Below are 23,113 nucleotides of genomic sequence, written 5' to 3'. Positions count from 1 at the left end.
TGAGGGAGAAAACTTAGCATGGCTAATATTTGGGAGAAATGGGACAAGAACATTGATACTGCCGGCTTAAAGGATGACGTAAAGAAGGCAGCGGAAAACAAGCAGGAATTCAAAGATGTGCCAAAAGGCAAATATGAGGTCAAAATTACCAAACTGGAACTGAAGGCCAGTAAAAAAGCTGATGAACCGATGTTGGCCTGCTGGATGAAAATTATCGCCGGGGAATACAAGGGCCAGTATGTTTTCTATTATCAAATGTTGACCACCGGCTTTGGCATTCATGTGGCCAACGACTTCCTGCGCAGCCTGGAATCCGGCGTGGAAATCGACTTTGATAATTTTAAGCAGTACAACGATATGCTGATGGACGTTGCGGAAGCCATTGAAACGGAAAAATTGGAATATGTTCTTGATTACGGCGAAAACGACAAGGGATATAAGACTTACAAAATTGAGGACGTTTTCTCCGACTCATGATTTTTTTTGACTTCGAAGTCTTTCGTTATGACTGGTTAGTGGTGTTGGCGGATGCCAACACCCAGACCTTTCATACCATCATCAACGACCCTGATAAACTTCGCCGCTTTTACGAAAAGAACAAAAATGAAATATGGATCGGCTACAACTCGCGCAGCTATGACCAGTATATCCTGAAGGGGATATTGCTGGATTTTGACCCGTATGAAGTATCGAAGTTCATTATCGCCGAAGACCGCAAAGGCTGGGAATACTCCGGAGTGTTTAACAAAATCCAGTTCTATGTGTTTGACATTATGACCAGCTATCACGGGCTTAAGCAGCTGGAAGGCTATATGGGCAATGACATTAGGGAAACCGACGTCAGCTTTAAAACCGCCCGAAAATTGACAGAGGCGGAGCTGCGGCAGGTCGAAAAGTACTGCCGCCATGACGTGGAGCAAACCATGGAAGTGTTTCTGAACCGGACCGATGAGTTCGAGACGCAACTGTCGCTCCTCAATGCCTTTAAGCTGCCGCTGAACCAGATCAGCAAGACCAAGGCCCAGCTTGCGGCAATCATCCTGGAAGCAACCCGGCAAAGTTACCATGATGAGTTTCAGATCACCCTGCCGGACACCCTGCGCCTCAGTAAATACCGGCACATCGCCGACTGGTATGGCGATCAGGCGAACCGGGATTATAACAAGTCCTTGAAAGTACCCGTCGCCGGTGTTCGCCATATTTTCGCCTGGGGTGGCATTCATGGGGCCATTGACAATTACCAGGGGGAAGGGGTGTTTCTGAACATCGATGTCAACTCCTACTATCCCGCCCTGATGATTGAGTACAACTTTCTCAGCCGGAACGTCGTTGATCCCGATAAGTACCGCCAAATCCGGGACGAGCGCATCCGGCTGAAAAAAGAAAAAAACCCCATGCAGCAGCCGTACAAGATTGTCCTTAACAGCACGTATGGGGCAATGAAGGATAAATACAACGCCCTGTATGACCCCCTTCAGGCAAATAACGTGTGCGTCGGCGGCCAGCTTTTACTGTTGGATCTGATTGAAAAATTGGAGCCGCATTGTAAAATCATCCAGTCCAACACGGACGGCGTAATTGTAAAACTCGATAACGGCGATGTGGATTTTATCAAATCTGTTTGCGGCGAATGGGAAGCGCGCACCCGCATGGTTTTAGAATTCGAGACATTTGAACGCATCTTCCAGAAAGATGTGAACAACTACATCGTCATCCATGCGGATAAAACTTATAAGTCCAAAGGTGCCTACGTCAAGAAGCTTGACGTGCTGGACAACGATTTGCCTATCGTCAACAAGGCGTTAATCAAATATTTCACCGAGGGGACGCCGTTGGAAGAGACCATAACAAGATGTAAGAACCTGATGGAATTCCAGAAAATCGTTAAGGTGTCGCGCAAATATATGTACGCCATGCACGGGGATAAACTCCTCAGCGAGCGCGTTTTGCGCGTATTCGCCTCCCGCAGCCGGCGTGACGCGGGCGTATTTAAACAGAAAACCCTGGAGCGCATCGAAAAAATCGCCAATACTCCTGAGCGCTGCTTTATCGAAAACGGCAATGTCAATCACCTGCCCTTGCCGCCGAAGCTGGATATTTCCTGGTATATCGATGTGGCCCGCAAACGTCTCCGTGATTTTGTAGCAGGTGGTGCAAAGTGAATATGTATAAAGGCTATCTAAAAACCAAGGGCAAGGTGCCGTTGGAAAAAATGGAGGAGATGCGGCCATTTCCTCCGGAGCGGGGCGATTACGCCGGTGTGTTGGCCGATGATATGATCCAGATCGACGTGGACAACAAGGCGCAGGCCGAGATTGTCCATGCAATAGTCAATTACCTGGAACTGAACTGCAATGTCCTGCAAACAACCAGGGGCCTGCATTTCTATTTCAAAAATCCCGCCGCGAGCGGCGTGAAAAACAGGTCGGTCAAGGCATACACCCCGGTTGGCATTAAAATCGATGTCGGCGTGGGCCTAAAGAACAGTCTTGTTCCTCTGGTTGTGAACGGTACGGCCAGGGAATGGCTGAACCAGACCGAGGAGCCTGACGAGCTGCCCGATTGGCTGCGCCCGGTTAAAATCACCCCGGTGAACTGGTTTAGCCTTGGGGAGGGCGACGGCCGGAACCAGGAACTCTTTAATTATATTGTGAAATTGCAGTCGGCGGGTCTGGCCAAAGAGTCCATTGTCGAGACGATCAATCTGATTAACAAATTCATCCTCAAAACGCCGCTCGCCCAGCGGGAAATAGACACCATCACCCGTGACGAGGCTTTCCCAACGGAAACGTTCTTCAGCGAGCGTGGTAAATTTCTGCACGATGGCTTTGCCCGCTGGTTTATGAACAACGAGCATGTGGTGAGGATTAACGGCTTGCTGCATATTTACCGGCATGGCCTGTATACGAACAACTGGGAAGTTTTCGAGCGGAAAATGCTTGACAAAATTCCGACCTTAACATCAAGCCAGCGCAACGAGGTGCTGCGGTATATCCAGGTGACCTGCGACAGCGATGCCAGCCTGGCCGAAGCGCGCTTCGTCGGCCTGAAAAGCAAGATTTATGATATCGAAACCGACAGTCTGCTGGATTACACCCCAAAGATTGTCCTGAAAAACAGAATTCCTTACGATTACGACCCCGCCACGTATGACCGAACCGTCGATTTAGTGTTCGGCAAGATCACCTGTAAGGATGCGAACCTGCGACTCTTGCTTGAGGAAATGATCGGGTATTGCCTGTACCGGAAAAAATCCTTCGGGAAAACCTTCTTTCTGACCGCTGGGGGCGAAAACGGAAAATCCACTTTTCTTGACATGATCAAGACCATGCTGGGCCGGGAAAACATCGCCACCCTGGAGCCCGCCGACTTTGAAAAACGCTTCGTCAATGCGCAACTATTCGGCAAGCTGGCTAACATCGGTGATGACATCAGTTCTAACTACCGGGAGAATTCCAGCATTTTTAAGAAATTGGTGACAGGCGAGAGCATCATGGTGGAAAACAAAGGCGAAACGCCGTTCATGTTGGATAACTATGCCACGCTGGTGTTTTGCACGAATGAAATGCCCCGCATCAACGACCAGAGCCACGGTTTCATGCGCCGCCTAATTATCATTCCATTCAACGCCAGATTCAGCGTAACTGATCCGGATTATGACCCGTTTATTAAAGACAAGCTGCTCACGGAAACCGGCATGAAGTATTTGCTTAAGCTGGCGGTTGACGGACTTAAGCGGCTGCTTAAGAATAAGCGGTTTACGAACAGTGCCCAGGTTTCTGAGCAACTGAAGCTGTATGAGAGCATCAACAATCCGGTCCTCTTGTTTGTCGAAAGTCATCAGGTGGAAAATCAGATTGCGCGGGATGTTTATCTGCAATACTCTTCCTGGTGCCGGGAAAATGGGCTGTCTCCGGTGAGCAATATCAACTTTGGCCGGATTCTGAGCAGCAAAAACCTGTTTAAAACAGTCTTTAAAAAAGTTGACGGCAAGTCCTTTCGGATTTACGCAAAGATTCAAGAGGCATAAAGTCACCGAAAGGCACGAAAAGTCACCAATAGGTAACGGATGGAACCCTTACGAACACTAATGGTCACGGTAGTCACCTCTATTTTATATATATATAAAAGAAGAATTATCAAAATATATAAATATATAAAGTATATATATCTTATATAGAGACTTGTGACCGAAGTACTCAAAAATCCAGTAATTATGCGGGTTTTTCCGCTTTTTCCTCCCGTGACATTCGTGCCCGATGTGTGCCCTTTGTGTGACCGAATTGTGACCAATGAAGATATGGGAGGACAAGCCATGAATATGCTGCCGATTCGTTCCGAATGGAAGCGGCGGATTAAAAGGGCCGAGAGGCAGAAAAGAGAGCAGAAAGCTGCCGGTAAAGCCAAGGGGAAAGCCAAGAAGCAAACGATTGAAAAATAAATTCGGTACAGGAGGACTAGATGAGCAAGAAATTTGTTAAATGCGATTATTGCGGCTCCGGCTTCCTAAGATACCAATGCAACATCAGAGAAAACAATTTCTGCAACCGGAAGTGCTGGGGGAAGCATTTGTCACAGCAAAAAAGGATGCAGCCCTTGAGTAAATGGTTAGCGTCTAATCAAAAGCATTACCAAATCGCTCGGGTTGAACCCATCGAGGTTTTGCAAATGTATCTCAGCCCGGAGGAATTCCAAGGATATCTGCGCGGCAATGCGCTGAAATACTTGCTCCGGGTTGGGCATAAAGATGAGCCCAAGAAAGAAGTCGACAAAGCCTATCAGTACAGCAAATGGCTCCGGCAGGCGGTAAATGGTAAAATCATTAATCCGAGACAGGAAGAAGACTAAATGCGGCTCAAACGTGAACTAAAAGCCTACATTGAAGCCGAACTCAAGGACTATCATCAGACCAAAGCCGATCTCCTGGAAACCAAAGACAATTTAATCCTGCAGTCGCCGGTGGCTGATGAAAGCGGTATCCGGGGAACGGATACATCCAGGCCGACCGAAGCGAAGGTCATGCAGTTGATCACGAATAAACGGATCAAGCGGGCTGAGCAGACCATCCGGGCTATAGAAACAGTCATTAGCGCCCTGCCGGAAGAGAAGTTCCGGTTGATCGAATTAAAATATTGGACACGCCCGCAGCCGTTAACCGATATAGGAATGGCGATGCAGTTAAATTGCAGCCGGGCCACACTCTATAACTGGACAGATGGGATATTACTGGCGCTGGCGAAAGAAATGGGATTGATAGATTAGACAAAGATTAGACTTTTGAGGGGGCTTGACAGGTTATAATTGTATCATGGAAATACGTGAGGCCGTCCATTTGGGGCGGTCTTACTTTTTATGGAGGTAGCCTCATGCCAACGGTAGTGTGTAGCCGGACAGACTGCTTGAACCACGGTTTGGAAGTCTGCATGGCAAATCGAGTGGAATGGCGTCAAGGTCAGTGCAGCGGCTATATCACGAGCTGGCAGGCGATGAAAGCCAACGCCCCGCCCATTGAGAGGAAACACGGTGCATTTGTCCCGAAGCAGGGCCGGCCGATCCGGTGATGGTTTTTTTCACCTATTTCCTGGAAATAAATTGGGCGGTTCCTTCCAGGGGGGCGGGGGCCGCAGGGGTCGGCTATGCCGCGATAAATTCCCGCGAAAAATTAAAAAAAATTGTTCAACTTTTCAACTTTTCAAACGCGCAAATTCAGTGGTACTGAGGGTTTGTAAGAGTTTGGCAGTTAAAAATATGGTATTTTTATTTAACATTACATACAGAAATTCTTAAACGTCCGTTTATGCGGGCGTTTTTTTGTTGGGAGGTAAAGACTTGGAGATTGTAAAACTGCCAATCGAAAAATTAAACGCCGCGCCCTATAACCCGCGCATTGACTTAAAACCGGGCGACAAGGAATATGAGAAACTCAAAAAATCCATTCTCACCTTTGGCTATATTGATCCGATCATCGTCAACAAGCGCGGCTATGTGGTGGTCGGCGGCCACCAGCGCCTGAAGATACTCCAGGCGACAGGAAACAAAACTGTCGAGGTGTCCTTGGTAGACCTCCCACGTGACCAAGAGAAAGCCCTTAACATCGCGCTCAACAAGACCGGCGGCGGCTGGGACATACCGAAACTGCAGGACTTGCTCGCTGAACTGCAGGAGACTGGTATGGACATTGAGATTACCGGCTACGATGATTTGGAAATTGAAGAATTAATGCGCGTGGCTTTGGCTGACGAAGAGGCCAACTCCCCGAAAAAACAGGCTGTCGAGGATGACTTCGACGCGGAGGAAGAAGCCGCGAAAATTAAAAATCCGGTAAGCAAGCCGGGAGATATCTGGCTGCTTGGCCGGCACCGTCTGCTGTGTGGTGATGCCACCAAGGCGGAAGATGTCCAGCGGCTCGTAGACGGCAAGCTCTGCAACATGGTCTTTACCGACCCGCCGTATAACGTATCGTACGTCGGCAAAACGGCGGACAGCCTTAAAATTCAAAACGATAGCATGGCCGATGGCGATTTTTACAAGTTTCTCTTGAAAGCGTATCAAAACATGCTGGAAGCAGTGGAACCGGGAGGTGCCATTTATGTTTGTCACGCCGATACCGAAGGTTTGAACTTTCGCAAGGCGATGGTGGACGCCGGTTGGCTTTTGAAGCAGTGCCTCGTCTGGATAAAAAACAGCATGGTGCTTGGCCGCCAGGACTATCACTGGCAGCACGAACCCATTTTGTATGGATGGCGGCCGGGCGCGGCCCATGTTTGGAACAGCGACCGCAAGCAAACTACAGTTTGGCCGTTTGATCGGCCCAGCCGGAGCTCCGACCATCCGACGATGAAGCCGGTGGCCATTCCGGTCAATGCCATTCAAAACAGCAGCAAGGCCGGGGATATCGTCCTTGACCTCTTTGGCGGTTCCGGCTCTACGCTTATTGCCGCCGAACAGACTGGGCGCGTTTGCTATACCTCGGAAATTGACCCGGTATACGCTGACGTGATTGTCAGTCGCTACATTGCCTTCACTGACAGTTATAAAAGAGTGTTCCTGTTAAGGAACGGGGAGAAAAAGGCATATATGGATGTCGCCGGAGAGATGGCGTCATGATGACCTTTATTGATCTTTGTTCTGGCATTGGCGGCTTCCGTCTGGGGCTTGAACTTGCCGGCCATAAATGCATCGGCTACTCGGAGTGCGACAAGTATGCTGTGCGGTCTTACCAGGCGATGTATAATACCGAAGGAGAGTGGTATAGCGGTGACATTACAAAACTCAAACCGGAAGATATCCCGCAAGCAGACATCTGGTGCTTTGGCTTCCCCTGCCAGGACGTTAGCTGCGCCAATGGGCGACGAAAAGGTCTCGCTGGCGAGCGAAGTGGAATCTATTACACGATTATTAACCTTGTCAAAGGCAAAAACGAAGAAGATAAACCCACATACCTTCTCATTGAAAACGTTAAGAACCTGCTTCATATCCATGAGGGATGGGACTTTACCGAGGTTCTCGCTGAACTGGACGAGGCGGGGTATGATGCAATCTGGCAGGTTCTCAATTCTAAAGACTTCGGAGTCCCCCAATCAAGAGAAAGGGTGTTCATTATCGCAAATCTTAGAAGTCGAGGTCGAAGAGAAATACTACCTGTCGCCGGAACGAACGGCCGTGCTCTTAAACAAATTGTTGGCGGAATGCAAGGATACCGGGTTTACGACCCAAACGGGGCCAGCGCGACTGTAACCAATGCTAGCGGCGGCCTCGATAAAGGAACCGGCCTGTATTTGGTTCGGCCGGTTATCGGGCTTAACCGGATGGGGAAGCGCCAAAACGGGCGACTGTTTAAAAATCCGGGCGAGCCGATGTTTACCCTTACCGGGCAGGACACGCACGGCATAGCCATAAAGGACCCTGCCTTTCGGATCAGGCGGCTTACGCCCAAGGAGTGCTGGCGACTGCAGGGGTTTTCGGATGAGCTGTTCGAAAAAGCAAGGGCTGTAAATCAGGAAGCCCAACTTCGCAAGCAAGCCGGAAACGCGGTAACGGTTAATGTGGTCTATGCTCTGGCGAAAACCCTTCCCTCGATGCAGAATTAACTTGCTTTCCCGCGTGTTCATGGTAACATGTGCACTGACGAAACGAACAAGGGAGGGCTTATATGGAAAAGCACGATTTTAAGTTTCATATGCAGGTGACTGGTCGCGGGCGAAAGGAGGTAGCCGCTCTGATTGCCGCCCATTTTGGCACACAGGCGGTTTACCAAGGCACGCGGGGATTTGGGTATCTAATCACCGAGCCTAACGGCAGCGGACGCGAGTGGCTTGTTGACAAGGCTGGCGCAGTTGTTACCGAAGGAGTGAAACTAGACAATGTGGCCGAAGTGTTCGCAGTCTTGAAAGTCCTTGAAGAGAATGGGATAGAAGCGGCAGGGAGAGCGGCAGTAACGCTCTCGATTGATGGCCACTGGGGGAGGTCGCTGCAGAACCTTGTCAATATCCTATCAGCCAAGGAACGGCTGATTGCTAAAGCGATGGGCACTGGCCAACCCTTTATGATCCCTGAGATAGTGAAGAAAATTAACGCCGTTCGTCTCAAAACGATTGAGGATTTTTTGGAAGTGGCAGGTAGCGAAGTCTCGCCGGGTCTTGCGATTACTCAGGATACGATCACCTTACGCTGGTTTGCTGCAACGCTGAATCCAGAGGCCATCGCCGCCTATATTCAATTTGCCTTTGCAGTAAATGCCATGGCTATGATGCAGCGACATGCTACGCCAAATGAAAAGGAAACAGACAATGAGAAATACACATTCCGGGTTTGGCTGCTCCGGCTCGGTTTTATTGGTCAGGAGTACAGTGCCAGCCGGAAGCTATTCCTTGGCCGGTTGGATGGCAACGGCTCTTTCCGTACGGAAAAACAGGTGCATGAGGCGATAAAAAGACGAAAGGCGCGTTTGTCCACAGGTAGCGATGCGCCTGCCGACACCGTCTGATACACGTAAGATACGTATTGTTCGGGGTTTCAAATGGGATTTGAAAGAAAAAGCGTGTTAATAGACGTAAACGTGAGGAACAATGAGGAAATAAGATATAATATGCAAAAAATCAAATAATTTGCTTGATTTCATGTGCTTTTGGAGGTAACATGACAGTGACCAAAAGCACAGGAGGTTAGCAGTATGAAAAACCAGTACTTTGGCATCGAAATTGAGCTTACCGGAATTACCAGATACCAAGCAGCAACAACCATCGCCGCCTATTTTGGTACAAGCAGTAATAACTCGTATGGAACATATAAGGTTCCCGATAACCAAGGCCGCACCTGGCTGGTGGTTAGAGACGGTAGTATTACGGCCCAGAAAAAAGTAAACGGGGTACGGATGTTCGCCAACGACGATGAACGTCAAGTCGAGGTGGTTTCGCCGAAATGCCGATATGAGGATATCGAAACCATCCAGGAATTGGTCAGGAGACTTCGGAAGGGTGGGGCCTTTGTGAACTCCTCCTGCGGCATTCACATCCATGTCGACGCCGCCAACCATAACGCCAAAACGCTGCGCAACCTGCTCAACCTGATGGCAAGCAAGGAGGACATGCTGTACAAAGCCCTCCATGTTGACCTTGAACGGATGAGAAAATATTGCCAAAAGGTGAATGGCAGCTTGGTAGAAGACATCAATCGCACTAAGCCTGCGACCATGGAAGCATTAAAAAAACTTTGGTATAAACCCTATAGTGGCGGAACCAACATTCATTATCATAAAAGCAGATATCATGGCCTGAATTTCCACTCAGTCTTTACGAAAGGGACGGTGGAATTCAGGCTTTTTAATTCCACCACTCACGCCGGGAAAATAAAGGCATACATCCAGCTTTGCCTGGCGATCAGCCACCAGGCAATCGCACAAAGGGGAGCGTCAGCCAGAAAAACGGCCACTACGAACGAAAAGTTCACCTTCAGGACCTGGCTCCTGCGCCTTGGCCTGATCGGCGACGAGTTCAAAACGGCCAGACAGCACCTTTTAGAAAAGCTGGAAGGCAATAGCGCCTGGAGATACGCGGCGTCATAAGAAAATAAGGCAGGGCGGCTTTGCCGCCCGCCTCAATAAAAGAGTGGAGGAATATAGTTTGAAAAAAATCTATTTGGCTTACGGAAGCAATTTGAATATTGAACAGATGGCGATGCGGTGCCCAACCGCGCAGGTATTGGGACCGGCGAAGCTCAGGGGATACAGAGCAAGCTTTCGGGGTATGGAAGGCAATGCAGTGATGAACATTGAACCAGACGCCGCCGGTATAGTGCCGGTGCTGCTCTGGGGGATTGAGCCAGCCGACGAGGTGGCGCTGGACCGCTATGAAGGCTTTCCACGCCTCTATCGCAAGGAAATCGTGACAGTACCATTTAAGGGCGAGCGGGTCAAGGCGATGGTGTACGTGATGAACGAGGGGTTTCCGCTTGGTACGCCAGGCAACCGATATTACTACATTATTCGGAAAGGCTACCAGGAAGCGGGTTTTGATATCGGCATTCTCCATCGGGCAATCAAGGAATCGGCTTTCCCGGAACAAGAGCGATACAAGCCGAATTATAATTTTAGGTGGTGATAACAATGCAAGTAATGATAGATAACAAAGTATATAGTGGATCGCCGGAAACGGTTGTCGCTGAAATGTGGAATGAGTGCTTTCACCGGGATACATTGCCTTACATCGAGGAATATATCGCCTATGTGGCTGGTAACGTGTTCAAATTTGCCGGTTTCGGCATTGATATTAACGCCCGGACAATAGAAGAGAAAAGTCGACGATTGCTGGAAGGTCTGATGGAGGCAGGTATAGCGAGAAATATGGAGCAATAGTGAGATAAAGTCTAAAAAAGGAAAGATAACGCTTGATTTCCTGCGCTTTCAGAGCTAACATGAACACAACGAAAGAACAGGGAGGAGAGACGGAACATGCTTCTTGGATACCCCCGCAAGCTGGTTTCTAAAGAGCTTCAAAAATTAAATATATTTGTGCCGTCCAGGCAAGTAACAGAAAAAGACGTTCTCCTGATACAAAGAATCCGCATGGAACGCCTCCAGGAAAATTTTTATAAAAGTTGGAGAGTGTAAGATGAAATACCCCAAAGGAACCATTTTCGAATCGAACGGTGAATTGTATAGGGTAGTCGACAGGCTCAATATCGTAAACGGCAGTTATGTACTGGCATATCAAGATGATGAAAACGATGAGGTTCTGTTTACAGAGGATGAGATCGAGGAAGGGCTTGAAGAAGGCTGGCTTACAATAAAAAAATAGCGAATAAAGACTACAGGAAGCCAAACACGGCTTCCTTTTTTCGTGTTCGGATACTAGAATACAATGTCCACCAGCTTATCGGGGGAGGCTTGCACTTTCAAAACGAGATTACGCCATTCCTCAGCAGTAAGGTAGGCTTGGCTGGGTTCTACAATATACGCCGTAATGCGGAAATTCTCGGCAGTGCCAAAACTGGCTACGGAAAGTATCCCCTCAAAGGCGGCGATAGAGATGCGATCAAAAGCAATGATAGGAAGGGCGTGGCTTAGGAAAGTGCCTTTATAGACTGTTGCTTTCATGGGACGATGACCTCCTAATAAATAAAAAAAGTAATAGCGAGAAAAAAGGAGATAATCGATGAAAATAGAAGAAATGAGTTGATTAACTGTGCTTTTTGAGGTAACATGAACACAAGAAAAGAACAGGAGGTTAAAACGATGAAATACGCTAAAGGAACCCTTCTTACACTGAAAGGCTGGAAAGAGAACTATAAGGTGGTTGGCAAATGGCATGACGCTTGCGTACTGGCCTCCGAAGACCCTCGGGATACCGAGATTGTAATGTATACTGAAAGCGAGATCGAGGAAGAAATCGCAGCGGGCCGGATAGCAATTATATAATAGAAGGAAGGTACGCGAAGAAGCCATAAAAGGCTTCTTTTTTTATGGGCGGAAAGGGGGGGAGCGACCAAAATGGCAGACGAGTGGGGCCGCGTAATTGGCGGCAAAAAATGCATTTCCACCTCAGACGTATGCGAATTACTGGGCGTTGACAAATCCACCCTGACCTATTGGGTCCGGGACGGCTGTCCGAAAGAAGAGCACGGCTGGTGGTGCCTCCGAGATATTCTTCGCTGGCGGGGGCTGGTGGGCGGCGGCATCCGAACCGAGGGGCAGGCGGACGCCGTTGCGCTTAAAGAGCAAAAACTAAAAGCGGACACCGATTTAAAGAAACTGGCCGCCGCCTCGGCCGCCATCAAGCTCGGGGAGCTAAAGGGCAAATATGTCAGTGCGGAAGAAATCACCGATACCCTGCAGCGGTTTTTCGTTGTCCTGAAGCGCTCGCTCCTGACGCTGGGCCGGCGGGTATCGGTGGAGGTGGCCTCGCATGTGGATGCGGTAACCGCGAGGCGGATAGAGAAGCTGGTCAATGAGGTAATAACCGATGGGCTCGAACAAATCAGCATTGACGGAGTCTACACTCCGCCGCGCCGGTCAAAGAAAAAGAACTCCCCTTGAGTGGCCGGCGTGGCTGAACGATGCCATTGCCATACTGAAACCGCCTGACCTCCTAACCGTAACCGAGTGGTCGGATAAATACAGAATATTAGACGAGAAAACATCCGCCGTGCCGGGCAAGTGGCAGACCAGCCGCACGCCGTACCTGCGGGAAATCATGGATGCCTTCACCAACCCGGATGTGGAAGAAATCATTTTTTGCAAGGCTTCCCAGATCGGTGGTACAGAAGCGTTATTAAACATCCCGACGCTGCTGGTCTATCCGACGCTGGATTTGGCCGAGTTCGCCAGCAGCAACCGCATCCAGCCCATGGTCACTTTAATCCCGGAGACAGCTGCGTGCTATAGTGGCAAAGACAGCAAAACACTGGAACTGCAGTTTGACGGCATGTATCTGGCCCTGTCCGGGGCCAACTCGCCGGCGTCGCTGTCATCAAGGCCCATCCGATACCTGCTCCTTGATGAGGTGGACAAATATCCGGCGAATGCCGGCAAGGAAGCCGACCCGATTAGCCTGGCGCGGGAGCGAACCAAGACCTTCCACAACAAAACCATTGTCCTGATTTCCACCCCGACCTTTCAGACGGGGGCCATCTGGCAAGCCTTCGAGAGCGCCGACGAACGGCGCTATTTTTATGTGCCTTGTCCGCATTGCGGTAAACATCAGATTTTGAAGATGAGCAACGTCCGCTGGCCGAAAGAGGTAAAAGACCCGGCGGAAGCCAGAGAAAAAGCGTGGTACGTGTGCGAGCATTGCCAGGAAATCATCAGGGATCATCACAAGCAGGACATGCTGCGCGGCGGCCGCTGGATATCCGACAACACCACGGGGCGCGTTTCCCGCCGGGTGGCCTTCCACCTTTCCAGCATCTATTCGCCCTGGCTCACCTTTGGTGACATCGCCGCCGAGTTTCTAAAATCCAAAGCATTCCCTTTTCTTCTCCAAAACTTCGTCAATTCCTGGTTGGCCGAACCATGGAAAACCGAAGCCAAACGATACAACTCCGATCTGATCCTGGCAAAACGCGCCGCCTATCCGAAAGGCAGAGTCCACCAAGACGCCCAACTTCTTGTGGCCGGCGTCGATGTGCAACTCAACCATTTTTGGTGGGGGGTAAGGGCGTGGGGGCCTGATCTGACCTCGTGGCTGGTGGACTACGGGAGAACCGAAACCTGGGCAGACATCGAAACCATACTTAGACGTCCCTATCCGACAAACGAAACCGGAGAGGTTGCCTACATTGCCAAAGCTGGTATTGACTCGGGGTACAACACCGATGAGGTGTATCGCTTCTGTGCTTACAATCAGGATATTTGCGTGCCGACCAAGGGGTCCTCCCGGCCGCTCCGGTCGCGGTATGTGCAGACGAAGATTGAAAAGGACATAGCCTTGGGCCTTATCCTGTACATCTTTGACCCCAACCAGTTTAAGGATTTTATCGCCGGCCGGCTGGCCCATGAGGTCAATATGCCCGGTGCCTGGATGGTGCCGGAGGACATTGACCGGCTGTATGCCGATCACATCGTGTCCGAACAACGGATTGAGAAAAAAAGCAAAGCGGGCGTCATCACCTTCGAATGGTCCAAGGTCAGCACCCATGCCCAGAACCATCTTCTCGACGTGGAAGTAAACTGCGCTCTGGCGGCAGAGATTTGCGGAGCAAGGTATTTGCAAAAAAAGCCGGTGATGATCCAGCCCTTGCCGGCACAACCCGCAAACGGCAACAAGTGGCTGGGAAATACGAGCAATTGGATTAAACGGTAAGCGGGCGGCCATGCGGTTGCCTTTATTCATTAGAGGGAGGTGAGCAAACAATGAGCATTGTCCAGGAGCTTTTGAAACAGGTGGAAGCGGCGATCACGGCCTTGATCACCGGCGCTGAGGAAATGCAAATTAATGGCCGAAAATACCGCAAAACGGATTTAGAAAAACTCCGGGTTATGCGTAAAAGTCTGCAGGAAGAGGTTTTCTACGAAGGGCTGTCGGCTGGCGGGACAACTCGCGCCTATGCAGCCTGGCCACTACGCAAAGGGGGGATTCCTCCTTGGGGTTAGGACAATCAATTGACCGGCTCGTAGGCTGGATTTCCCCGAAAGCCGCATTTGAGCGGCAAGCGTATCGTGAGGCTCTGGAAATTAAGCAGAAGCAGCAGGATATGCGCCGGAACTACGACGTCGGCATGCTGGGCCGCTTCACCAACCGGGCCAATGCGGCCTGGGGCAGTGCCGAGTTAGTAGACAAGCCCTATCGCCAGCGGATTCTTTTGATTGCTCGTGATTTGGAGCGCAACAACGATATTGCCAAATCCATCATCAATCCGTTTGAGCGAAACGTTATCGGCCTTGGCATTAACGTCCAGGCTAAAACTAGCGATGACGCCTTAAATCAACAACTGGAAGAGGTGTGGGACGAATGGTGTGAACAGGAAAATTGTGATGTAACAGGCCAACTCACCTTTACGGAAATGCAAAGGATGAATCTCAGGCGCATTACCGTCGACGGGGATATCGCCGTGGTCAAAATCTATGACCCGAACGCCCCCTTCATCCCGTTTCGACTGCAACTGATCGAGGCGGATGTCTTTGACACGACCTTATTTGAAAACAGCGAAACCGGCAACCGAATTTATTCGGGCGTGGAGGTGGATGCCATGCTGCGCCCGGTGGCCTACTGGTTCCAGCAGTCGACGTTGGACCATTATTCTTACAACCTCCAGTCGCTTAGAATTCCGGCTGATCAGGTGCTGCACCTGTTTACCAAACAGCGAGTTACCCAGGTGCGCGGCATGTCGCTGTTGGCATCCAGCATTGAGGCCATTCAGGACATCGGCGATTACCTGGAAGCCGAGCGGGTCAAGGCGCGGATATCCGCCTGTTTTGCTGCGTATGTCGAAACTACCCCCCAAGGCGTTGCCGGCCGGCTTGGCCAGATGCCACAGGATCACCAAAAGCACCGTCGAAATTACCTTGAGCCCGGCATCATTGAGTACCTGCTTCCCGGCGAAAAAATGGACGTGGCCAGCCCGTCCGGGATCAACAGCAACACCCGCGACTTCGTTCAAACGAATTACCGCATTTCGTCGGCCGGCCAGGGCCTTTCCTATGAGGCGACCAGCCGGGACGTGTCGCAGGTGAACTATTCGTCCGCCCGGCACAGCGCCCTGGAGGATCGCCGGACGTACCAGCCGGTGCAGCAGTGGCTGATCAATCATTTTAACCGAGATGTCTACAAAGAAGTCATTACAGCGGCGGTACTGTGCGGCCGCCTAAAGATCCCGGACTTCTTTACGAACCAGCGAAAGTACCTGAAACATAAATGGCTGCCACCGGGCTGGGATTGGGTCGATCCCTTGAAAGATGTGCAGGCCAGTAAATTAGAGTATGCCATGGGGCTGACGACGCTGGAACAGCTCTGTGCCGAACAGGGTAAGGACTACAAGGATATTATCGAGCAGCAGGCGCGGGAGCGGATACTGCTCAAAGAAAAGGGGATTAACATCGACGCCGCCACCGGCGTAGTGAAGGTCACTGAAAAGACCGAGAAGGAGGAAGACAATGGCGAACAGGACAGGGAATAAGAAACGGAGCAGGCTGGGCAAGACGTTTTACCGCGAGACGGCGGCGATTGAACCGGCCAGTATCGACACCAAGAACCGGATTGTGCCGGTATCCTTCTCCAGCTCCCAGCCGGTACAGCGTTACTGGTGGGACGGGGAGGATTACAACGAAATACTGGGGCATGCCAAAGACCACGCTGATTTAACTCGTTTGCGAGACATCGGCGTTGCTTTATTTAATCATGACCCCGCGCAGCCCATCGGAAAAGTGTTAAACCCGGTAATTGACAGCAAAGCCATGAAGGGCACGGCGGCGATCCGGTTTGATACGGATAAGGCCAGTGATGTGATTTATCAAAAAGTCTTAAACGGCACCTTGAAAGGCGTTTCCGTAGGCTACCGCGTGACAGACTGGGAGACGGTGAAGGAGGGCGAGACTTCGGCGGACGGCCTGTATGAAGGCCCCTGCGAAATCGCTCGTAACTGGGAGCCGTTTGAGATCAGCATAGTGAGTGTACCAGCAGATTCTAGTGTGGGGGTTGGGCGTAGTATGGACGATATTCAGCACCTGATTCAACAGGCAGTTGCCGCTGCCCTGAAAAAGCGAAAAAAAGCGCTGGGGTTAGCTCGGCCCGACGAGGACTGGGATGAAGACGAGTACCAGGACGAAGATGGGGACCGGGCTGAAGAGGAAGACGAAGATAGTGAAGATGAGCGAGACGAGGACGAGGACCGGGAGGAAGATGAGAACCTGGACGACGATAGTGACTTGGATGAAGAGGATGCCGATGAAACTCCAGACGATACGGATGACCTGTACCCGGAGTGCGATTACTTGGAAGATGGTGTGTGTGGCCGAGGGGAATGCCCGGTGGATGGCAGCTTTACTTGCTGCCTAAATTGCGCCGAACAAGAAACGTGTGAAGACGCGTGCAAACCGAAAATGGAGGTAATAAGAAGTATGAAAACAAACAACGCCGGCCGCTCCCCCGCCGCTTTGAATATAGTGCGCAAGAAAGCCGCCAAGGCGGAACGGGCGCGGGTCATGGAAATCCGCGCCATGTTCCGTTCGTTCCGGAGCCAAACCGGTTTAAAAGAAGATGCTTTTATTGATAAGGGGGTAAGCGTGGAAAAAGCGCGCAAGGCCATCATGGCGGACATTTCCAAACGCAAAGCCGCGCCTGTGGTTCAGACACCTGAAATTCAGTTTGTCGCAGATGATGAAGATAAATTCCGGGCAGCGGCAGTGGATGCCTTGGCGTGGCGGTCGGGCCTGAAGCTTGCTAAACCGGTGCGGGGGTTTGAAGCGCTCCGTAGTGTGAATATGGTGGATCTGGGACGGATTGTTTATGAACGGACCAGCGGCAAGCGCTTTAATTCCTTCGACCGTGATTTACTGGTCCGGGAAATGGTGCAGTCCTCGGCGTTTTCCTACATTCTGCAAAACGTAGCCGATAAGGCCATGCAGAACGCCTACCAGATGGCGGCGGTCACCTATCCGGCCTGGACCAAGCATGGCGTACTCAATGATTACAAACCGGCGCTGCGGGCGCAATTATCCGAAGTTCCCCTGCTCGATAATGTCAGCAAAGGGGCGGAATACAAACTCATCACCTTGACGGACGCGGGTGAATGGATTCAACTCTCCAAGCGCGGTAACCTGTTTTCGATTACCCGCGAGGATATTTTAAACGACGACATGCACGCCCTGGTGGATTTTCCGGCCCGCTGGGCCGGCGCTGCCCGGATGACTATCAATCAGGATGTGTATCAGACGCTGACGGCCAACCCCAAAATGGGATACGACAATACACCCATTTTTGACCCGGTTCACAACAATGTGGCAACAACTATGAAAAAGGCACCTTCTAAAGATTCACTGCAAGCCGCTATTCAGGGAATGATGCTGCAGACCGGTTTGAAAACGGCCACTCCCTTAAACATCCGTCCCAAATTCCTCTTAACGCCGGTGGCCTTGATGTTCGGCGCCAAGCAACTGGTGCAATCCGCCGCCGATCCCACAGCGCCGAATGCCGGGGCGGTCAACGTGCTGCAGGACATTGTGACCCTGGTTACCGACCCGCTCCTCGATGTGGCCAATAACTCGGCCTGGTATCTGGCTGCCGATCCGGCGGTTACCGACACCATTGAGGTAGCCTTCCTGAACGGGCAGGATACGCCGTATATCGAGCAGCAGAACGGTTTCAACGTGGACGGTATTACCTTTAAAATCCGCATCGAGTACGGCGTCAAAGCCTTAGATTGGCGCGGACTTTACCTGAATCCCGGCAAATAAATAGAAAAAGTGAGGTAATGCGTACATGACTCCGCAATTTGTTTTTACCCAGCAAGGCGATATTATTGATTTCACCAACACCACCGCAAACCCCATCCGTCCCGGCGATCCGGTGCCCCTGGCGGGGGCATTCGGCGTTGCCACCGGCGACGGAATTGCGCCGGGCGCGACCGGCCCGGTTGTCGTGCGCGGCGTTTTCCTGGGACCGGCCGACCCGGCTGTCGCATATGGACAAGGCGATAAGTTATACTGGGACCCGGCCAATCAAAGGCTCACCAATAACGCGACCGACACCGTCTACGCCGGTTATGCCGTTCAGGCCAAAAGTGCCGGCACCGGCAACGGGTATGTAAAGCTCCATTTCTAACATAAAAAGGGCCGGACAGGCCCTTTCAGAGATCAAAAAAACCGGGTTTTCATTCGTGAAAAGCCGACTTTTATTCGCGTACAGTGGGCCAGCCACACTATGCCGAAAATCCTCGGCAGCGTCAATGTGTGGCTCCCATAAATGCTTTGTCACCATTTTTTGATGATTGCTGCTTTTCGGGAGGTATAATGCGTGGAAAATGCTTATACTGTACTCTTATAGTTTTCTTGCTTTGATTACAAAAGTTACAGGAAGCATCTTTGCTTTTTGGGCAAAATTGCTGTTAGCGTCCCAAGATTGCATAATTTCATCATCAGATTGCTCAATCATTTGCTCAATGACAAATCCCGCTTTTGCCAACGCATTCACATAGGTTGATAGTTTACGGTCCGATAATATTAACGTACCTTGACAAAGATCAAGAGATAGCGAATACCAAGATTCATCGAAATAACATTTATTAAAAGCAAGCATATTATTTTCTACAACAACACATTTGTGTATGGGATGAGACCAACTGAAAATAAATATGCCGTCTTTTTTTAGGTAAGAAGCGATCCGGCAAAAAGTACCATCAAGGTCGGTTGTCCAGCCTATGGCGTAAATTGAATATACAAAGTCAAAATAATCCGTGGGTATGTCGCATTCTTCTTCCATGGGAGAACAGATCAATTTTGCTGAAAGACCGCACGCTGTCAAATGTTGCTTTGCTTTTTCGATTTGTTTTTCTGATATATCCATACCCCATAGTTCAAATGCTTTGCGATCCCCCTGATATTGCAAGGATTGACCGTTTCCACAGCCTATTTCTAACATCTTTTTTCCTGAGACATCACCAAAAAGTTGGCATTTTTCCTCTGAGACAAATGTTCCGTATAAAGGAAGTACGATTGCTTCTAAAAAATCATTTCCTTTTGTATCCCAATAGAAGCTGTTCGTTTTATAAACAGAATTCTTGTCCATGCCGGCACCCTCCCCCAATATAAAATTCCCGTACTTGCGCATTATCCGATGCGAACCGTAACTGTTTATATTATATCATTCACTCTGACTTTTTTGACACTCTGAAAGGGCCGCACTGGCCCTTTACTCTTTTATAAGGAGGCAATTATGGCGGTTTATGAAGCCAGTGTGCTGGCCAGCCGGACACCGCTAAAGAAGCTGATCAAGGCAGCCATCACCGGCACGCTAGAGGATACGCTGGTTTTCTCACAGGCCATGACGCGGTTCGTGGCCTACAATACCGGCACCGAAGCCTTAACCTTCATCATCGACGGCAACCCGGACCTGACCGACACCTTGGAGGCCGGTGAAGCGATTGACGATGAATTCCCGGAATTTGACCATGTGATCCTGAGCGGCACAGTCGGCTCCGGCTACAAAGTGAGGGTGGGGTAATGTCGATTAAAGAACAAATCGCCAGGGACAACGCCATCTTTTTGGATTTGGACGCTTTTGCAGAACTCATCCTCTATAACGGCAGGCAAATTCCGGCGGTTGTCGCCCTGGGCGACTCAGCCATGCGCGGCAACACCTTTGAGCAGAAGGGACGTTCCGCTGTGGCGACGCTCCAAATCGCGGCCAGTGATGTGTCCGGTCCCGAAACCGGCGATCAGGTTGTCTATCATTCGGCTACCTGGGAAGTTACACATGTCCTGGAATCCGACGGTGCCATGCACCTGTTGCAAATGATTTGTAATGCGAGCCCTTGGTCATGATGAATGTCGATTTGCTGCTGATCGACGGGGCGACCCCGTGGCTGGAATATATGGCAACGACCAAGCCCGATTGGATGAGAAAAGCCTTAAAATCCTTTGGCTGGTATTCACAACAGCAGATTAAGGCTGGGATCAGAAAAGGTGCGCCCGGCGGCCGGGAGTACGCCGAATTTATGCCGCCGGATATGCGGGCCAGGCTGGAAGCCGTGTTCGGGAACCGTCCCAACAAACGTTACGGCCCACTGGGAAAACTCGTTAATGCGGTGGCCTATGAGTATGAGTACGATGCATGCAAAGAGATTGTTCGTGTCGGCTGGCTGTCGGGTTCTGCTGTAAGGCTCGGAGAAAAAATTGAGCAAGGGTATTCGAAGGCGGTCACCGATAAGATGCGCCGCTATTTCTGGGCCGCCGGCATATCGCTTTCAGGCAAGTCAGAGATCAATGTTGCCGCGCGGCGCACCTTCGGGCCGATGCAGGCCATTTTGGCCCCCAAGGCAGCGGCGTATATCGAGGATAAAATCCTGGAGTATGCTAAAGCCGGATCGCCGCCGGCACGCAAGAAAACAAAGAAATACCGGGTGAGATAACCATGTTTTCGACAATACCCATTACCGTTTTTATTCGGAAATGGCGTGACGCTATCGCTGGTAGCGCCGCCATTTCCGCTTTTTGCATGCAGAAGTATAGTAAACCGCTGTCTTTATATATCGGGATTGACGGCAAAAAGCCGCCTGCGGATACGAATTGCCCGCTGGTGATTGTATTTCCAGGAGGCAAAGTGGAGGGCGGGGGTGAGACGGAATGCCGCTATACCGGCAGCATCGGCTGGTCCATTATCCAGTCCCATGTCGCCAAACAGGACGGGATCATCGAAAATACCGGCTTGTATGAGGCTGACGAGCTGGGGCAGCTCCTTCTAGCGACCATCGCCGAAATTAACCCGTCCTACCCGGTGTCGCATGTGGAGTATTCCTTTGAATCAAACGACTTTTTCCCCCAGTTCCCTGGCCGGATGGACATTACCATCCAGGTTCCGGTACGGATGGGGACACAAATCAGCTATTAGAGAGGGGTGATGAAATATGGTTCAGGCCCAAGGCTATCGAGGGCGGCTGGCTTTGGCCTATGAAACGGCCTATGGCGTTACGCCGGTCAGCCCCAGCGGCTTTATCCTGCCGATCACCAGTTCCAAAATCGTGGCCAAACAAACACTGATTGAGGATAATACCATTCGCGGCATCCGCGACGTGGCTCCGCCCGGCCTCGGCAATATCGACGTCCAGGGGCCGGTCGTGGTTCCCATTGATGAAATCAACGTTGGGTACTGGCTGAAAGGGTTATTTGGCAGCCCGGATACAACTGACAGTAGTACTGTGCCTTACACGCACACCTTTACGCCGGGCTTTACACAGCCAAGCATGTCTCTGGAACAGCAGTTCCCTGATCTCGGGCAGTATTTTCTCTATAACGGCTGCAAAGTGTCCAAGTTCAGTATGGCCTTTGAGGTCAGCAACCAGGACCTGCAGGCGACAATTGATATTATGGGAGGCAAAGAGACGCTGGCAACGACGTCTTTTTTAGTAGAACCCGCCGTGAGGCCGATGACCAAATTTGGAGCGTTCATGGCGACAATCTTAGACGACGGACAACTACTAGCCAATGTGACCAAAGTGGAACTAACCGTTGATACCGGCCTTGACGGCAGTATCTATACACTGGGCGGCGGCGGTTTTCGCGGCTCGCTGCCTGAGGGCATGCTGGCCGTCACCGGCACGGTATCGGCCATTTTTGATTCGATGGCGCTCCTGAACAAAGCGATTGCCGGGGCGACCTCGTCCATTGAACTCAATCTCAGCAATCCCCTGAGCGGGAGCAGCCTGAACATTTTGCTGCCGGAGATCATCTACGAACGGACTTCGCCCGGCATCGACGGCCCCAAGGGTGTGTCCATTTCCCTGCCGTTCCGGGCGTTCTACAACACCAACGCAAACGGCGTGTCTATTGTTGCCACGTTGGTAAATGCAGAACCAACCTATTAAGGAGGATGTTTATGTCTAAAATTACTTTGCCTGCGGCGCGCAGCTTAAACCGCCGGGAAAGAAAAGCACTGAAAGCCGCCGGGGCCGACCCGCAGTTTCGCCCGGATGGCGCGACCATTGCCGAACTGAATGACCGGATCGTCGAGTTTATCAGCAAGGAAGTATACCGCATTGACGGCCCGGAATATGACGATGTACCCTATGCCGACTTCATTGCCCTGGCAGATAAAACCTACCGGTTGACCTATGCCCTGACTGACGATGTAAAAAACTCGTAAGCGTCTGGCAGTGGCATGCTGACGGACGCGCTGATTACTGCAAGGACTGCGCATTATTAAAGAAAAACACCGATTGCGATACCTGCGAGGGACGGCAGCCGGCGGTATGCGAAGTCAACCGGCCGTCCTGGACCCTCTGGAGTCTGGTGTCTACCCAGTGGCGGATGGGAATGAGCGGTCCCGTGGGACTGGACTATGGGGCGGTTCAGCAACTGGCTCGGTTATATGAAATCAACTTGACGCCGGGAGTGATGACCAAGCTCCGGGCGCTGGAAATCTTGGTCATAAAAAAGGCTTTGGAAACTTCCGGCGGAAAGGGGCGGTAA

The 23,113-nt window shown here is 50.9% G+C and carries 29 protein-coding genes; 27 read left to right on the top strand and 2 right to left on the bottom strand.

The window, feature by feature from the left end:
* The first annotated feature begins 18 nt into the window (after nucleotides 1-18).
* The 13 genes from SPTER_RS13525 (at nucleotide 19) to SPTER_RS13470 (ending at nucleotide 11,294) form a co-directional block, all read left to right on the top strand.
* Nucleotides 19-477, top strand: a complete 459-nt coding sequence (locus SPTER_RS13525; RefSeq protein WP_144350867.1) for a DUF669 domain-containing protein — start codon at nucleotides 19-21, stop codon at nucleotides 475-477.
* A complete protein-coding gene (locus SPTER_RS13520; RefSeq protein ID WP_144350866.1) occupies nucleotides 474-2,162 on the top strand; it encodes a hypothetical protein in 1,689 nt (562 codons plus the stop codon). Before SPTER_RS13525 ends, SPTER_RS13520 begins: the two co-directional genes overlap by 4 nt.
* A gap of 2 nt (nucleotides 2,163-2,164) precedes the next feature.
* Entirely contained in the window at nucleotides 2,165-4,030 is a 1,866-nt protein-coding gene (locus tag SPTER_RS13515; protein ID WP_246105626.1) for a phage/plasmid primase, P4 family, read from the top strand.
* Between the two features lie 285 nt (nucleotides 4,031-4,315).
* The gene (locus SPTER_RS25675; protein ID WP_281289443.1) at nucleotides 4,316-4,441 is read left to right on the top strand and encodes a hypothetical protein; all 126 of its coding nucleotides are present in this window, start codon (nucleotides 4,316-4,318) and stop codon (nucleotides 4,439-4,441) included.
* A 155-nt stretch (nucleotides 4,442-4,596) separates the two neighbouring features.
* Nucleotides 4,597-4,848, top strand: coding sequence for a DUF3310 domain-containing protein (locus SPTER_RS13510; protein ID WP_170233267.1), 252 nt, complete (start codon nucleotides 4,597-4,599; stop codon nucleotides 4,846-4,848).
* A complete protein-coding gene (locus SPTER_RS13505) occupies nucleotides 4,849-5,262 on the top strand; it encodes a hypothetical protein (protein ID WP_144350863.1) in 414 nt (137 codons plus the stop codon).
* 567 nt (nucleotides 5,263-5,829) lie between these two features.
* Nucleotides 5,830-7,107, top strand: a complete 1,278-nt coding sequence (locus SPTER_RS13500; RefSeq protein ID WP_144350862.1) for a site-specific DNA-methyltransferase — start codon at nucleotides 5,830-5,832, stop codon at nucleotides 7,105-7,107.
* Nucleotides 7,104-8,090: a DNA cytosine methyltransferase gene (locus SPTER_RS13495; RefSeq protein WP_144350861.1), complete on the top strand. Its 987-nt coding sequence runs from the start codon at nucleotides 7,104-7,106 to the stop codon at nucleotides 8,088-8,090. Before SPTER_RS13500 ends, SPTER_RS13495 begins: the two co-directional genes overlap by 4 nt.
* A gap of 62 nt (nucleotides 8,091-8,152) precedes the next feature.
* Complete coding sequence (locus tag SPTER_RS13490; RefSeq protein ID WP_144350860.1) at nucleotides 8,153-8,986, top strand: hypothetical protein; 834 nt, start codon at nucleotides 8,153-8,155, stop codon at nucleotides 8,984-8,986.
* 186 nt (nucleotides 8,987-9,172) lie between these two features.
* Nucleotides 9,173-10,063 (top strand): amidoligase family protein, encoded by an 891-nt coding sequence (locus tag SPTER_RS13485; RefSeq protein ID WP_144350859.1) that lies wholly within the window; start codon nucleotides 9,173-9,175, stop codon nucleotides 10,061-10,063.
* Between the two features lie 58 nt (nucleotides 10,064-10,121).
* Nucleotides 10,122-10,598 carry a gamma-glutamylcyclotransferase family protein gene (locus SPTER_RS13480; RefSeq protein WP_246105302.1) on the top strand — a complete coding sequence of 159 codons (477 nt, stop codon included), beginning with the start codon at nucleotides 10,122-10,124 and terminating at the stop codon, nucleotides 10,596-10,598.
* A gap of 5 nt (nucleotides 10,599-10,603) precedes the next feature.
* Entirely contained in the window at nucleotides 10,604-10,852 is a 249-nt protein-coding gene (locus SPTER_RS13475) for a hypothetical protein (protein WP_144350858.1), read from the top strand.
* 256 nt (nucleotides 10,853-11,108) lie between these two features.
* A complete protein-coding gene (locus SPTER_RS13470) occupies nucleotides 11,109-11,294 on the top strand; it encodes a hypothetical protein (protein ID WP_144350857.1) in 186 nt (61 codons plus the stop codon).
* 53 nt (nucleotides 11,295-11,347) lie between these two features.
* Here SPTER_RS13470 and SPTER_RS13465 read toward each other — a convergent pair whose 3' ends face one another.
* Nucleotides 11,348-11,593, bottom strand: a complete 246-nt coding sequence (locus SPTER_RS13465; protein WP_144350856.1) for a hypothetical protein — start codon at nucleotides 11,591-11,593, stop codon at nucleotides 11,348-11,350.
* 138 nt (nucleotides 11,594-11,731) lie between these two features.
* Here SPTER_RS13465 and SPTER_RS13460 point away from each other — a divergent pair, with 138 nt between their 5' ends.
* The 7 genes from SPTER_RS13460 (at nucleotide 11,732) to SPTER_RS13430 (ending at nucleotide 18,752) form a co-directional block, all read left to right on the top strand.
* Nucleotides 11,732-11,914, top strand: coding sequence for a hypothetical protein (locus tag SPTER_RS13460; RefSeq protein ID WP_144350855.1), 183 nt, complete (start codon nucleotides 11,732-11,734; stop codon nucleotides 11,912-11,914).
* Nucleotides 11,915-11,986: 72 nt separating this feature from the next.
* A complete protein-coding gene (locus SPTER_RS13455; RefSeq protein ID WP_144350854.1) occupies nucleotides 11,987-12,532 on the top strand; it encodes a MerR family transcriptional regulator in 546 nt (181 codons plus the stop codon).
* On the top strand, nucleotides 12,459-14,297 hold the full coding sequence (locus tag SPTER_RS13450; protein WP_211367281.1) for a phage terminase large subunit family protein: 1,839 nt from the start codon (nucleotides 12,459-12,461) through the stop codon (nucleotides 14,295-14,297). Before SPTER_RS13455 ends, SPTER_RS13450 begins: the two co-directional genes overlap by 74 nt.
* 50 nt (nucleotides 14,298-14,347) lie before the next feature.
* Nucleotides 14,348-14,587: a hypothetical protein gene (locus tag SPTER_RS13445; RefSeq protein WP_144350853.1), complete on the top strand. Its 240-nt coding sequence runs from the start codon at nucleotides 14,348-14,350 to the stop codon at nucleotides 14,585-14,587.
* Nucleotides 14,578-16,110 (top strand): phage portal protein, encoded by a 1,533-nt coding sequence (locus tag SPTER_RS13440; protein ID WP_144350852.1) that lies wholly within the window; start codon nucleotides 14,578-14,580, stop codon nucleotides 16,108-16,110. Before SPTER_RS13445 ends, SPTER_RS13440 begins: the two co-directional genes overlap by 10 nt.
* Entirely contained in the window at nucleotides 16,088-18,385 is a 2,298-nt protein-coding gene (locus tag SPTER_RS25080; protein ID WP_144350851.1) for a phage major capsid protein, read from the top strand. Before SPTER_RS13440 ends, SPTER_RS25080 begins: the two co-directional genes overlap by 23 nt.
* Before the next feature lie 25 nt (nucleotides 18,386-18,410).
* A complete protein-coding gene (locus SPTER_RS13430; protein ID WP_144350850.1) occupies nucleotides 18,411-18,752 on the top strand; it encodes a DUF2190 family protein in 342 nt (113 codons plus the stop codon).
* 216 nt (nucleotides 18,753-18,968) lie between these two features.
* On the opposite strand, the gene SPTER_RS13425 is transcribed toward SPTER_RS13430, so the two are convergent.
* Nucleotides 18,969-19,715: a class I SAM-dependent methyltransferase gene (locus tag SPTER_RS13425; protein WP_144350849.1), complete on the bottom strand. Its 747-nt coding sequence runs from the start codon at nucleotides 19,713-19,715 to the stop codon at nucleotides 18,969-18,971.
* A 147-nt stretch (nucleotides 19,716-19,862) separates the two neighbouring features.
* Between SPTER_RS13425 and SPTER_RS13420 the strand changes: the two genes are divergently transcribed.
* The 7 genes from SPTER_RS13420 (at nucleotide 19,863) to SPTER_RS13390 (ending at nucleotide 23,113) form a co-directional block, all read left to right on the top strand.
* Nucleotides 19,863-20,150: a hypothetical protein gene (locus tag SPTER_RS13420; protein ID WP_144350848.1), complete on the top strand. Its 288-nt coding sequence runs from the start codon at nucleotides 19,863-19,865 to the stop codon at nucleotides 20,148-20,150.
* Nucleotides 20,150-20,470: a head-tail joining protein gene (locus SPTER_RS13415; RefSeq protein ID WP_144350847.1), complete on the top strand. Its 321-nt coding sequence runs from the start codon at nucleotides 20,150-20,152 to the stop codon at nucleotides 20,468-20,470. The genes SPTER_RS13420 and SPTER_RS13415 overlap by 1 nt, the downstream gene beginning before the upstream one ends.
* Nucleotides 20,467-21,057 carry a hypothetical protein gene (locus tag SPTER_RS13410; RefSeq protein WP_144350846.1) on the top strand — a complete coding sequence of 197 codons (591 nt, stop codon included), beginning with the start codon at nucleotides 20,467-20,469 and terminating at the stop codon, nucleotides 21,055-21,057. Before SPTER_RS13415 ends, SPTER_RS13410 begins: the two co-directional genes overlap by 4 nt.
* Nucleotides 21,058-21,143: 86 nt before the next feature.
* The gene (locus SPTER_RS13405) at nucleotides 21,144-21,536 is read left to right on the top strand and encodes a hypothetical protein (protein ID WP_144350845.1); all 393 of its coding nucleotides are present in this window, start codon (nucleotides 21,144-21,146) and stop codon (nucleotides 21,534-21,536) included.
* Between the two features lie 16 nt (nucleotides 21,537-21,552).
* Nucleotides 21,553-22,509 (top strand): phage tail tube protein, encoded by a 957-nt coding sequence (locus SPTER_RS13400; protein ID WP_144350844.1) that lies wholly within the window; start codon nucleotides 21,553-21,555, stop codon nucleotides 22,507-22,509.
* Nucleotides 22,510-22,520: 11 nt separating this feature from the next.
* Nucleotides 22,521-22,787 carry a hypothetical protein gene (locus tag SPTER_RS13395; RefSeq protein WP_144350843.1) on the top strand — a complete coding sequence of 89 codons (267 nt, stop codon included), beginning with the start codon at nucleotides 22,521-22,523 and terminating at the stop codon, nucleotides 22,785-22,787.
* A gap of 170 nt (nucleotides 22,788-22,957) precedes the next feature.
* Nucleotides 22,958-23,113 (top strand): hypothetical protein, encoded by a 156-nt coding sequence (locus SPTER_RS13390; protein ID WP_342787090.1) that lies wholly within the window; start codon nucleotides 22,958-22,960, stop codon nucleotides 23,111-23,113.

The sequence above is a fragment of the Sporomusa termitida genome (assembly GCF_007641255.1).
GTDB lineage: Bacteria > Bacillota > Negativicutes > Sporomusales > Sporomusaceae > Sporomusa > Sporomusa termitida.
This window is presented reverse-complemented; position numbering and strand designations above follow the sequence as displayed.